This is a genomic window from bacterium, from assembly GCA_024224155.1.
In the GTDB taxonomy this organism is placed as follows: domain Bacteria; phylum Acidobacteriota; class Thermoanaerobaculia; order Multivoradales; family JAHEKO01; genus CALZIK01.
Genome location: JAAENP010000370.1, coordinates 15,500 through 28,161, shown reverse-complemented (window position 1 = coordinate 28,161; position 12,662 = coordinate 15,500). Strand labels below are relative to the sequence as shown.

General features: G+C 64.6%; 11 protein-coding genes. 2 read left to right on the top strand and 9 right to left on the bottom strand.

Translation table 11 applies throughout. The annotated features are described in order from the left end of the window. From GY769_18965 to GY769_18935, 7 genes are all read right to left on the bottom strand, one after another. Nucleotides 1-703: thiolase family protein (locus tag GY769_18965; GenBank protein MCP4204005.1), on the bottom strand; the 703-nt coding region annotated here is incomplete at its 3' end. Nucleotides 704-723: 20 nt separating this feature from the next. Further along, nucleotides 724-2,610: an acyl-CoA dehydrogenase gene (locus tag GY769_18960; protein MCP4204004.1), complete on the bottom strand. Its 1,887-nt coding sequence runs from the start codon at nt 2,608-2,610 to the stop codon at nt 724-726. A 318-nt stretch (nt 2,611-2,928) separates the two neighbouring features. Further along, nucleotides 2,929-3,501, bottom strand: coding sequence for a hypothetical protein (locus tag GY769_18955; GenBank protein ID MCP4204003.1), 573 nt, complete (start codon nt 3,499-3,501; stop codon nt 2,929-2,931). Continuing rightward, on the bottom strand, nt 3,498-4,313 hold the full coding sequence (locus tag GY769_18950; GenBank protein MCP4204002.1) for a zf-HC2 domain-containing protein: 816 nt from the start codon (nt 4,311-4,313) through the stop codon (nt 3,498-3,500). The genes GY769_18955 and GY769_18950 overlap by 4 nt, the downstream gene beginning before the upstream one ends. 3 nt (nt 4,314-4,316) lie before the next feature. Beyond that, nucleotides 4,317-4,901: a sigma-70 family RNA polymerase sigma factor gene (locus tag GY769_18945; protein ID MCP4204001.1), complete on the bottom strand. Its 585-nt coding sequence runs from the start codon at nt 4,899-4,901 to the stop codon at nt 4,317-4,319. 58 nt (nt 4,902-4,959) lie between these two features. Next, nucleotides 4,960-5,325, bottom strand: coding sequence for a hypothetical protein (locus GY769_18940; protein ID MCP4204000.1), 366 nt, complete (start codon nt 5,323-5,325; stop codon nt 4,960-4,962). Further along, complete coding sequence (locus tag GY769_18935; GenBank protein ID MCP4203999.1) at nt 5,297-7,282, bottom strand: YncE family protein; 1,986 nt, start codon at nt 7,280-7,282, stop codon at nt 5,297-5,299. Before GY769_18935 ends, GY769_18940 begins: the two co-directional genes overlap by 29 nt. A 131-nt stretch (nt 7,283-7,413) precedes the next feature. On the opposite strand from GY769_18935, the gene GY769_18930 reads away from it, so the two are divergent. Continuing rightward, complete coding sequence (locus GY769_18930) at nt 7,414-8,034, top strand: DUF72 domain-containing protein (GenBank protein MCP4203998.1); 621 nt, start codon at nt 7,414-7,416, stop codon at nt 8,032-8,034. 84 nt (nt 8,035-8,118) lie between these two features. Here GY769_18930 and GY769_18925 read toward each other — a convergent pair whose 3' ends face one another. Continuing rightward, nucleotides 8,119-8,898, bottom strand: a complete 780-nt coding sequence (locus GY769_18925; GenBank protein MCP4203997.1) for a class I SAM-dependent methyltransferase — start codon at nt 8,896-8,898, stop codon at nt 8,119-8,121. Between the two features lie 5 nt (nt 8,899-8,903). On the opposite strand from GY769_18925, the gene GY769_18920 reads away from it, so the two are divergent. Beyond that, nucleotides 8,904-10,667 (top strand): tRNA uridine(34) 5-carboxymethylaminomethyl modification radical SAM/GNAT enzyme Elp3, encoded by a 1,764-nt coding sequence (locus GY769_18920; GenBank protein MCP4203996.1) that lies wholly within the window; start codon nt 8,904-8,906, stop codon nt 10,665-10,667. Nucleotides 10,668-10,827: 160 nt separating this feature from the next. Here GY769_18920 and GY769_18915 read toward each other — a convergent pair whose 3' ends face one another. Next, nucleotides 10,828-12,576, bottom strand: a complete 1,749-nt coding sequence (locus GY769_18915) for an SH3 domain-containing protein (protein MCP4203995.1) — start codon at nt 12,574-12,576, stop codon at nt 10,828-10,830. Nucleotides 12,577-12,662 lie beyond the last annotated feature (86 nt).

Here is a 12,662-nt window from a genome sequence, read left to right as displayed (position 1 = left end):
TCGAGGTCGCGGCCGTCACCGATCCATCGGCCGTAAACGCGGGCTTGAGCGAGCGGATCCTCTCCGGATCGGGCTCACGCGGCCCCTCGTCCCGGACGACCACAAAACCGTTGTTGGCAATCGGCACCACTTCCTTGGCGAAAGCCCCGTTCTCCCAGGCCGCGAGGGCCTTGGTGTGGGAGCGCATCGCGAATTCCTCTTGCTCTTCCCGCGGGATGTCGAGTTCCAGGGCCAGGTTCTCGGCGGTCTCGCCCATGCCGATGTAGTACTCCATGTCATAGAGCTGGGGATGGAACGACGGGTTGAAGCCTCCCATGGGAATCGCGAACATGTCTTCGACCCCGACCGCGATACCGCACTCGGCGTCTCCGGTCAGAATCGCCTGGGATAGCTGATGGACGGCGTCCATGGAGGAGCCGCAGAAACGGTTCACCACCTTGCCCCCCGACTCGAGCGGGATCCCGGCCAGCAGTGCCACGCCACGGGCCAGAAGCATGCCCTGGGTGCTCTCCGGAAAGGCGCACCCCAGAACCACGTCGTCGATTTCGTCCAGGGGCAGGTTCGGCTGCCGCTCGATGAGTGCCTTGACGACCTGGGCGGCCAGGTCATCGGCGCGCGTGCCGATCAACTTGCCCTTCTTGACGCCCATCGGGCTTCTGACTGCATCAACGATGACACTGGTTGGCACGTTCGTCGTAGTCATCAGCTTGTCTCCTTCTTGAATCAACCGAATCGGTACTGTTTGTGATGAAACAAATCGTTGGTCAGGCAGTGGACCTCGGCCACGAAATCAAACGGCAGATGAAGCCTGCCCACCTGGCCGTCGAAATCGGCAGCCAGGCTTTCGGCATAGCCGGCTGAAAGCAGGATCGGCCGCAGGCGGAAGTAGATCCGCCAGACATCTTCGAGAAAGGTCGCGACGACGAGCTTCGCGAGCGACCGGTAGCCGCTGTCTTTAGCAGCCATATCCCCGAGCTGGCGAATCCGGTTCACCGCCGACGACGCGCCGAAGAAGCCGATGATCAGGTCGGCCAGATCCTCGCCGACCACCTGGGCGTTGCGCAGGTCCTGACCGTAGAGCGAGATCGCCTCGTGCAGAAGCCGGACCGTCAATCGGCGAGCGACGTCGAGCGACTCCATCTCCCAAGCGAGGAATTCGTCCGCCGCCGCGCCGGTTGCACCGGTCGTCGTTTTCGCAGCAGGGCCTCCGGACACCTCGAGCCATTCCTTGGCCGCGTCGCGCAGGGGCAGCTCCTCCATCAGCGCCTTCTTGAGGTAATAGCCGTAGATCACCATGCGGTTGATCTCGTTGGTGCCCTCGAAAATGCGGTCGATGCGGGTGTTGCGCCACGCCCCGGCCATCGGATACTCCTCCGAGAAGCCGTTGCCGCCGTAGATCTGGATGCCGTGATCGGCGAGCTGGAACATGGATTCGGATCCGACGATTTTCGAAATCGAAGCCTCGATCGCGTACTCCTCCAAGGCCTCGATCGCTCGCCGGTCGTATTCAGGATCGTCGGGATCGAGCTCAGCGATGCAGCCGTCCATCAAGCCCACGGTTCGGTAGATGACGCTGTCCAGAATGTAGGTCCGCACCACCATCTCGGCGAGCTTCTTGCGATTGGCCTCGAAGAAGGCGATCGGCTGGCCGAACTGTTGCCGTTCGAGCGCGTACCCGGTCGCGAGATCGGTGACCCACTTGCAGCCGCCGAGGTCCGCGGCGCCGAGCTTGAAGCGGCCGATATTCAGAATATTGAGGGCGATCGAGCCGCCGTCGCCGGGCTTCCCGAGCAGGTTCCCGACCGGTACCCGGACGTCCTCGAGAAACAGGCTCACCGTCGACGAGCCCTTGATGCCCAGCTTCTTCTCCTCGGGCCCTATGGTCAGCCCTTCGCTGCCACGCTCGACCAGGAAGGCGCTCATCAACTTGCCGTCGATCTTGGCGAAGACGGTGAAGAGGTCCGCCCAGCCGCCGTTGGTCACATAGATCTTCGAGCCGTTGAGAACGTACTCGGTGCCGTCCTCGGACAGGCGAGCGGTCGCACCCAGGCTGAGAGCGTCCGATCCCGCTTCGGCCTCGCTCAGGGAATAGGCACTCAGCGACTCCACCGTCGCCAACTTCGGCAGGTACTTCTTCTTCTGTTCCTCGTTGCCGAAGAAGACGAGCGGCAGCGTGCCGATGCCGGTGTGACACGAGAAGGTCACGATCCAAGAGCTGGCCCCCGACAGGGTGAGAGCCTCCACCACCAGGGCCGAAGTCGTCTTGTCCAAGCCCATGCCACCGAAGGCCTCCGGAATATCGATACCGGTGAGCCCGAGCTCGCCGACTTCGCGCAGCAGGCTTCGGCTGAGATCCTCGTTGTGGGTCGCCAGCTCTTCGCGGTGAGGCGCGATCCTCTCGACCGCGAACTCCCGCACCATTCGCTCGATCTCGGTCTGCTCCTCGGAGAACCGCTCCCGGCAGAACACCTCGTGCTCCACCGGTGTGAACAGAAACGAGCCCCCTTTGTCCGTCGCCCGCTCGCCGCTCGGATCCTGGCCGATTCCCGAATCGGCAGGTTGCACTTCGCCCACCGCGGAGCCGGGTCCCTTCGCCTTGGTCAACACCATCAGAAACCTCCTTCCGGAGCTGGAATGGATCTGGGTCAGGGAGCTTGCGGAAGCGGGCTCTGCCGCTCCGCGGCGTAACTCTATCACAAAATGCCGCGACGCGGCACATTCGTCACAATCTGGTCACCGCAAACGGTCGACACCCTTCGGCGGACCTCAGGGCAGGCCCAGGTCGACCGCTTGTATCTACAGCCTTGGCAAAAGAAAAGCCCTGCAGCGGGCAGGGTGAGCGGCCAAACTCGACAGCGAACCAACACCAAGCCCCCCGGCTCGTCTGAACCGGGGGGCTCGGCGTTGGTTCGGGTCAGGTCGTCCGGATCAGTCGCTCTCTGCCTTCTCCTGGATCCCCCTGTAGGCCAGGAAGGCGCCGAAGGCCACGACAGCGAGCGGCCACCACTGCTCGATCCAATCGAGGGACAGACCGAATCGAGTGTGACCCAGAAGCACCAGGCCGAGCACGACCAGGGTCGCGCCGCCGGCGATCGTTCCCCGGAAGCCGGGAACCTGAAAATCGTCCGGCAGTTCGATCTCGGTGCCTCCGGCCAAGGCGTGGTTGTAGAGGGTTGCCCGGCGTCCGGCATCGATCATGTTGTAGAGCCAGAAAAAAGCCAGGAAGATCCCGGCCAGCGGCGTCAGCGGACCGAGCGACTCGGAGGCCAGCAAGCTGATTACGATCGCCGCGACGATCGCGTTGAGGAATCCACGCTGGTAATAGCCCAAATACACCTGCCCCAAACCGGGCATCAGAGAGAGCCAGGTGGCCCGGGACGGTGATTTGCGGCGCGAGTCGACGTAGCTGGTGGACCGGCTCTCGACCGGAGCGGCCGGCGGCGGGGTTTCCGAAAACGCCGGCTGGGCTTGCTGAGCCATTGGAGTTGCGGGTTCGTTCATGATGTCTCCTTGTTTGATTGCTCGTCGTCCGCCGATGCTTCGGTCTCGGCGCTCACAAACCAAGACGCAACCTCCTGGAGAATGGTTCCGGCGGTCTCGCGGGCAGCGATCGCTAGGGTCTCCGCGCGCTCGACGCCGTCGTCCGCAATCGCGCGCAGCCTGATCTCGATCACCTCGCCCATCGTCGAACGAAACTCCTGGTAGCGATCGAGCGGCTGAGTGCGTGCGATCTCGAGCGCTCGTTCCGGCATCGCCTGGAGCGGCGAGACCGGCGTGCCAAAGATGAGCACCAGCACCAAGGTACAGGCATAGGCGAGCTCGGAAGCGAAGCGCGGCCGGCGCACCCACCGCGGCCAGGCCTCGACCCACCAGCGCCGGGCGCGAACCGTCACCGGCAAGGTGCGTCGCAGAACGTCATCGACCAGGCTGGTTTCCGGCCGCACGATCGCGAGCCGGGGCAGATCAAGACGCGACCGCTCGAGCTCGGCAACCAGCTCGGAGCAGTCCGCGCACGACGCGACGTGGGCGGCGAGCAGGTCCCGATCACCGCCCTCCGGCATGAGCCGGTCGGCGAAGAGGGCCAGATTCTCCTCGGCACGACGACATGCGGGCCCACTGGTCTGGCTGAGGACTCCGTTGACGAAAGCACTCGCGAGCTCGGTCGAGGGCTCGACCGGAAGCCGAGCCAGCTCGACGAGCTCGCTGCAAGAAGAGCATCGACCGAGATGCGACTCGCATCGGCTTCGAGCCTCGGCGGAGAGACTCCCTGCCAGAAAGCCCTCGAATTGCGTTTCAAAATCGTGACAGTTCATCGGTCAGGTCCCTGCGGAGGGCTCCATTCTTCGAATCGCTTTCGCCAGCTCTACCCGGGCTCGGCTCCAACGCGATTTGATCGTCCCCAGCGGCGCCGACATCAGGTCGGCGATCTCGACCAGCTTCATCTCCTGGATATCCTTGAGCAGGATCATCTCGCGATTGCGCTCGCTCAGGGTGCCGAGCGCCCGGTAGACCAACCGGTCACGAGCGCTGTCCAGGCAAGCTTCCTCCGGACTCGGCAGCGGGACGCTCAGGTCCGGAGCGTCCTCGAGCGGCACGGAGTGTGCGGGCGTTCGAACGTTCAGCCGCCGGAGCCGATCGATACAGCAGTTCCGCGAGAGCTGCATCACCCAGGCCAGGAATGGCTTATCGGCCCGAACGGTGTGAAGCTTCTGGTACAGCCGGATGAAAATGTCCTGGGCGCTGTCCCGAGCTTCCTCGCGATCCCTAAGGTAGTGGAGGGCGATCGCGTAAACCCTACCCTCCAGTCGCCGGACGAGGGCTTCCCAGGCCAGATCATCGCCCTGCCGGCAGCGCGCGATCAACTCGCTGTAGTCGAACACGGCCTTTTCTTGCTGATGCAACCCAGCCATCTTCTCCTACGACGCAGCCGAAACCCAAAAGGTTCCGCCCGGGTGCCATCTACGAGCAGACGATATTGAAGGTGACTCGCGAAGTGAAGCCCGTCGTAACGATCACGTTGAAGGGGTTGATGTCGACCGTACAGTTGCCGGCGACGTCGGCGAGCCGCGCCGAGTAGCTCCCCGGCGTGACCGAGAAGGTCACCTGATCGTTCAGGCCAATGATCTGCTCGACGTTGAGGCTCGGACCCGTCACCCGAAGGCTGTAGTCGTTGGGGTCGAGATTGGTCCCGGTCGTGATGGTGTCAACCGTGAGGCCGCCGAATACGATATCGATGATGTCGCTGGTGCCGCAGCCGCCAAGAGCAACGGTCAGGCCGAGCGCCGCAAGCAGCACCCTACTCTTGCGCGGTTTTGTCGGTCGCAACTGAAATCTCCTTTTCCAGGGTTGCGGGAGTGGTCCTCCGGATTCTCCGAGCGTCCGAGTTCGACTCGATAGCTTCCACGGTCTCAAGCGGCTTGCCGGTGTCATCCCGAGCCCGCGCGAACGCGATGCGCGAGCCGGTCCCGGGGGCAACGACGGTGAAAGTGAGCTCCGCCCCGGGCGCCGCCCTGGCGCGGAGAGCCAAGAGATCGAGCGCCATGGTGTCCGACTCGAGCTGCCCGGTGCGGAACAGCTCGAGACCCCGACGGGCGTTCCCCTTGGGAAGAGACGCGCCCTCGTTGCCGAACCGGCCGGAGCGATGATGGTCCGTGAGCGACACCGAGGTCGGCAGGGAGTTGTCGAAGTTGCGAAACGGGTTGGGCGGGAAGTGAATCGTCGCCAAGAACTTCTCGAACTTCTTCATCTTCGATCTCGACAGCTTCTTGTCGTCACCCAGAAGCACCCTGAAGGCCTCGGCGAACTCCTCCAGCCCGTCCCGGTCCCCGCGCCAGTGATGCGGCTCTTTGCCGACGATGTCCTGGAGCGTCTGGGTGGCCATCGGACCCTTCATCGGGTGCCAGTCCGGCGGGAAACTGTCCTGCGGAATCAATGACTTGTTCTGATCTGCATTGGACTTCATCTCGCCGTCCGGCGCCCCCAGGTCCCAGGCCAGCCGATCGGTCCGGGCGTCGGCGTGACAGGACGCGCACGAAACATGACCGAGCCCGGAGGTCTTGTGCGTGTCGTAGAGCAGCGGGCGCCCTTTGCGGATCGCCTTGGGAGTCGGGTCGGAGAACTTCTTCCGCAAGATCTGCTTGCCGGAGTCGACGTCGACGACCGAGATCGTCGCGGCGAAGCGATTGAGCACGTAGAGCCGGCCGAGGCCGTCATCCAGGGCCAGCCCGGCGGCGCCCTGGCCGACTTCGATCGTCGCTCCCACGCGCTCGCCGGAGGAGTCCACGACGACCACGTTGTTCGAGCCCATGCCGGCCACCCAGGCTCGGGTGCCGGCCTGGTTCCAGACAATGGCCCTGGGGTCGCCGATCGACCTGTTGCGCGCGGCCTGCGGCACCCGAGCCGACTCGTACGTCAGGTGCGGGTTGAGATCCACGATCGACCGGCTGGAGCCGTCGGGACCTACCAGGGCCAGATTGACTCGGAGAAAACGGCCATTGAGAACCGGCTCAAAGCGCACTTCGTTGATCCCCTCGGTGCCGACCGCCGATACGCGACCGCTTGCCGGGTTGACCGCGACCGCCATCACCAGGTTCGCTAGGCCTTCCAGATAGCCCACACGCAGGTTCTTGGCGTTGATCGTCGCAACGTCCCGGTCGAGCACGTCCCAGCCGCTGACGCGCTTCGACTTGAAGGCCTGCGACCCGCTGACGAACTCAGTCCAGTCGGCGCCGTTGTCATCCACCCACCGATCGGCCGCGTTCTTCTTCACGATCAGCGCCACCGGCGGCGGTGCCAGCAGGTTCGAGGCGATCGGAGGCTCGAAAGACCCCCCGCGGTTGGGAGGCGGGTTCTGGCCGCCGTAAGGACCCGCCGGATCACTGACGACATTTCTGGGAATCGTCGGCCGGTTGCTCTGCTCATCGATGTCGAAGCCGCCAGCCAGGACCGTCGATCGGTTGCCCGACTCGAAAATGGCGACGTAGACCGTCTTGCCATTGGGCGATGCCGCCATCGCTCGAGGATCCTCGGCACCGATCTTCACGCGTTTCGGTTTCTTGCCCAAGTCGTCGGGCTCGAACACCAGCACTGTATTGGCTTGGGAGCAGGACACGAAAGCCCGCACGGGCTTGCCGGCGAATACCACGTCGGCGGGCTCGTCATCGGTAGCGAGCGTCGCCCGGACTCGAAGCGTGGGCACGTCGACGATCGAAACGCTGTCCGAGATGTGGTTGACGACCCAGACTTCCCCGTTGTCTCGAAACCTGGCGGTAACCGGATCCACGCCCACCGGCACCGAACCGATCTGCCTCGGATTGCCGTCGGCGACATCGACGTATCCGAACCGGTACCAGCGGCTTCAGCTACAAGGAGTGGAAGGGTAGCTTCTATCCCGAGAAGCTCAAGAACGCCGACATGCTCGGTTACTACGGCTCGAGGTTGCCCGCGGTTGAGATTAACAACACCTTCTATCGCATGCCCAAGCCCAGTGTTCTCGAAGGCTGGAGCAAACAAGTGCCCGCGGACTTTCGTTTCGTCCTGAAGGCCTCCCGGCGGATTACCCACTTCAAGCGCCTGAAGAACGCCGAAGAGGAGTGCCGGTACTTCGTGGATACGGCCAGCACGCTCGGTGAGCGCCTCGGCGCTCTGCTGTTTCAGTTGCCACCGAACTTCAAGAAGGACCTCGAGCGCCTCGGGGAGTTCCTCAAGATCCTCCCCGATGACGTTCGAGCGGCGTTCGAGTTTCGCCACGACAGCTGGTTCGACGACGACGTCTTCGAGGCCCTACGCTCGCACAACCGCGCTCTCTGCCTGGCCGAAACGGAAGACAAGCAGCCGGAGCTGATTGCGACCGCCGATTGGGGCTACCTGCGCCTGCGCCGGGCCGACTATGACAAGCAAGCTCTCGAGCGTTGGCTGAACGGACTGCGGCGGCAGGAGTGGACCGAGTGCTTCGTGTTCTTCAAGCATGAGGACGAAGCCAGCGGACCGCGGCTGGCGGCACAGTTTCTGGAGAGAGCGGGACACAATACGTAATGTCGGCGTAATGGGCTTCCCGCCCCGCAAATAGCCACTACATTCAGACTCTCGGCAGCCACTCACTCCCGAGTTACACCGACATTACGTATTGTGTCCCCTCTTTCTCAAGACGTAGTAGAGGTTGAGGTCTCGCGAGACCCCGTCCTCCCGGAAGCTCGAGAGCCGCTCCAGCTCGAGCTCCTCCACCAGGGCCTCGGCCTCGGCCTCGTTGGCGAAATGGCAGTAGCGCACCGCCCCCGAGTCGCCCCACGCCAGAAGGCAGTCGCCGGCCTCGAGATCCCCCGGATCGACCCTGTCGGCAGCGGCTCGCCAGGAAACGAGCCGGCGCCGGAAGCGCTCCCGGTCACCAAACTGCCAGAACGAAACGGCCAGGACGCCGCCCGGTCGCAGCCGGCCGGCGCTTTCCGCCAGAAGTCGCCGCCGAGCACCGAAGGACGGCACGTGATGCATGAGCCCGAAGTTGAAGATCAGGTCGAAACTCGCCGCCGGCTCGAGCTCCGCCAGAGGGCGCGCGACGAGATCCGCGGCAACCAGCCTCGGCACCCGCAGAGCCGCCGCCCGGTCGGCCTGCCCCGCTCGGGCGGCGATCGCCAGCAGCGGCGCGGATACGTCGACACCGAGGTAGGAGACCTCTTGTTTGTCACCGCCCAGAGCTCGACCGAGCTCCGGTAGAAGACGGCCGTTGCCACAGCCGAGGTCTAGAATCGATATCCTCTGGGAGTCGAGGTTTCGCCGGACAAGCTCGAGAACCCTCTGCCACCCGGGCCATGGTCGACTGCGGGTGTCGCTGAATTCGGCGGCTCGCCGCCGGTAGAACTCCCGGTTGATTCGCTCGAGAGCAGCTACCGTAGAGGCCTTCATCCAAGATGCCGAGATTCCGATCCTTCGAGCCCGAGAACTTCGAGCGCGAGCTTACCGCCATTCTCGGCGAGCTCTCCGCGCTCGAGGACTTCGGTGCGCCCGAGCTCCAGCGCGTCCTGAGGCGCTACCCGAAGAACGGCCGCGGGCTGTTCTCGAAGAGCGAGTTGGTGCGCGGCTTCCGTTTCTACCGGGACCGATTCGAGCCGAAGCTCGGGGGCGAAGCGTTCCTGGACCGACTCCGTATGAAGCCCGTGCGCACGCTGAGTGGGGTCGCTCCGGTGACCATCTTGACCAAGCCCTATCCGTGCCCCGGGCGCTGCATCTTCTGCCCGAGCGACGTGCGCATGCCCAAGAGCTATCTCTCCGACGAACCCGGCGCCCAGCGCGCGGCCCAGCACCAATTCGACCCGTATCTCCAGACGTTCTCTCGCTTGCTCGCCTACCACAACAACGGCCATCCCGTGGACAAGGTCGAGCTGATCGTGCTGGGCGGCACCTGGTCCTACTACCCGGAGCATTATCAGATCTGGTTCGTCAAGCGCTGTTTCGACGCGATGAACGACTTCGCGAGCGAAGTCCCGCCGGCGCTGCCGGAGGTCGTGCCGGCGATCGACTTCCGCGCATTGACCGAGCTCGTCGATGGCAGGGCCATCACTCGCAACTACAACCGGGTCGTGCGTGACTTCACCGGCCCCGAGGTGGACGTGCCCAACGAGAGCGCCACCTGGGCCGAACTGGAGGCCGCCCAGCGCCGCAACGAGGGTACCGAGGCTCGCTGCGTGGGTCTCGTGGTGGAGACGCGCCCCGACCATCTCACCCTCGAGGAGGCGGTGCGGATGCGCCAGCTGGGGGCGACCAAGGTCCAGATCGGCTACCAGAGCCTGTCGGACGAAGTTCTGACACTGAACCACCGCGGCCACGACGTTGCCGCGACCCGCAAAGCCATGATCATCCTGCGCCAGGCCGGCTTCAAGATCCACGCGCACTGGATGCCGAACCTGTACGGTTCCGACCCGGCGCGGGACATCGTCGACTATGAACGCATGTTCGCCGATCCGGACTTTCGCCCGGACGAGCTCAAGATCTATCCCTGCAGCCTCATCGAAAGCGCCGAGCTGATGGCGTATTACGAGCGCGGCGATTGGCGTCCCTACGAGCACGATGAGCTGCTCGAGGTGCTCACCGAATGCATGCGGCGGACACCGGGCTACTGCCGCCTCACGCGGGTGATCCGGGACATCCCCGGGACCGACATCGTCGACGGCAATCGCCTCACCAACTTCCGCGAGCTCGCGGAGCGCGAGCTCGAACGCCAGGGAAGCTCGAGCGATGACATTCGCGCGCGCGAGATCCGGGGTGCCGAGATCGCAAGCTCCGACCTACGGCTTCAAACCCTGGAGTACGAGACCGCGATCGGACGAGAGCAGTTTCTGCAGTTCGTCACCGGAGACATGCGAATCGCGGCTTTTCTCAGGCTGAGTCTGCCCGCGAACGAGATACCCATCGCCGAGATCCAGCGGGCCGCGATGATCCGCGAAGTGCACGTCTACGGGCGCCTCGTCGGCCTCGGCCGGCGCCCTGAGGGACCGTCGCAGCACCTCGGGCTCGGTACCCGCCTGGTCGCCGAGGCCGAGCGCCGCGCTACCGAGGCGGGCTACCCGAGCCTGGCGGTGATCTCTTCGGTGGGAACCCGCGAGTACTACCGGCGGCTGGGATTCGAAGACGGAGACCTCTACCAGGCCAAGGCCTTGGTCACTGGCGACAGCTAGTGGCCCGTAACACTCGAAGCGATACTAGATGGCCGAGCCATTCGTCGTCGAGGTCAAGGCGCGCTGACGCAGGCATAGCGGTGCCTATGTCGAGGAAGCGCAACGCAAAGATCGGCGACGAGGGCCGGCCAGGTAGTAGCGATTGGGGTGTTACAGGCCACTAGTTCCTGGTCTCCTCGAGAATCCGCCACCGGTCACCCTCGCGGATAAGCTCGAGCGTCTTGCCAACGCGATCCCGGAAGGTGTCGGACCGATAATCTTGATCGAAGGACACCGTTGCCCGGTCCGGACCATCGATCCGCGTGCTGAAGTTCGTCAGCTCGATCTCGATGAACTCAGGACTCGTGAGACGCTCTCGCCTGAGGCTCGACCAGTCGGCGCGGCTCATGCCCAAAGGCGGAATGAAGCTCGCTGCGTAGCAGCTGAGATAGTCGTCGACCCTCTGCTCGGACCAGGCTCTGGCCCAGACCCGCACGAAGGCCTCGAGGTCGGTCGGTTCCCCCAACGCGGGCTCGGGAATTACCTCCGCCACCGACGGCAAAGGCGCCGGAAACTCCGCTACTTCGGTCGGCTCCTCGATCGCGGTCGGCACTGTCTGGTGAGTTCCGGCTGGTGCCGCCGTGTCGGCGGCTACCGCCTCGAGCTCGGCGATCCGTGTAGCGAGACTCTCGTTCCGCGCCTGACTCGCCGCCAGTGATTCACGCGTCGCGGCCAGATCCGCTTCCAGGCCGGCGACCCTGGTCGCCAGCTCTTCGCTGTCCGCCTCAGCGGCGACCAAGTCGGATCGCGCGGCTTCGAGCTCGAGCCGCAGCTCTCTCTCGTTCGTGGACTCGAGGAACTCCGCGGCAGACCAGCCCTCCAGGCCATCTTGGAGCCGAAGTCGAAACCAGCCCCCAGCCGAGGCGACTGCCGCCGCCTTGGTGCCCGGCGGCAGACAGTCGAGCAAACGGCTATCGACGTTTGGATCCTGTCGCAAGCTGAGGCACGGAGCGACATCGTCCTTTACGTGGCGGGAAAGCTCGAGCGCGGGGGTCCGCTCCGAGGCTTCGATGGCTTGCCTCGGCTCGACAAACCTCGAAGCGACCCAGCCCGAGACCCCGCCCGGAGTCGTCACCGAGAGCCAACCCGTCGTCACGTCGGTGATCGACACCTCCGTGCCCGGCAGGAGACAGTCGATTCGCTCCCGTTCCATGCTGGGGCCGGCGCGTACGGTCAAGCAGGGATCGGCGGCCGGCGAGATCGTGAGCTGCCCCAGACCGACCTCCGCAAGCAGAGTGCGCACTTTGCTCCGGGCGGCCTTCTCGAGCTCGGCGGTGCGCGTGTCCAGTGATTTGCGAAGCTCCAGTCTGTCGGAGTGGAGCTCTGCCACTCGCTCGCGCAGACCTTCATTCTCCTCGAGGATTGCCTCGAGCTCTAGGTTCTCGACCGAGACGCCACCGGTCTGGGGCGCCGAGGGCGCCTCGACCTGTTTCTCCGACGAGCCCGGACTCGCCCTCACCGCCGCCAGCCGAATCGTGAGGTCGTCTCCCGAGCGCACGATCTCGTGCTGGAATCGCTTTCGCGCATGGATCGTGATTCGGGCCGTCGGAACGCCTCCGGGAACCGCGAAGCCGACCTCTACCCGCGAGATCAGGCCGGCGCGAGAGGATCGATCGAGCGCCTCCGGACCCGGAACCGAATGCGATAGAAAGACAACCAGGGTTCGCTCGCCGGCCTCGGTGGACCACTCAACCGGCTTCTCCGAACGAATCACCACCGTGCCCGCGGTCTCGCCGGTCCGCAACTCGACGCTCCGGACCTCGATCGGGGGGGCCTCCCGGGCGCGAGCCGACGTCGCGGCCAGGCAGACCGCAAGGCTCCAAACGAGGCTCCAACCGAACAGAACCCGCCTAGTCTCTCGACACCACATGGCAGAAGCTTTTTCTCTCAGTCCCCTGAGCGGCGCCGGCAGGATATCAGGGCCGGGATCGGAAACGGTCCGCGTTCCGCGCTCCT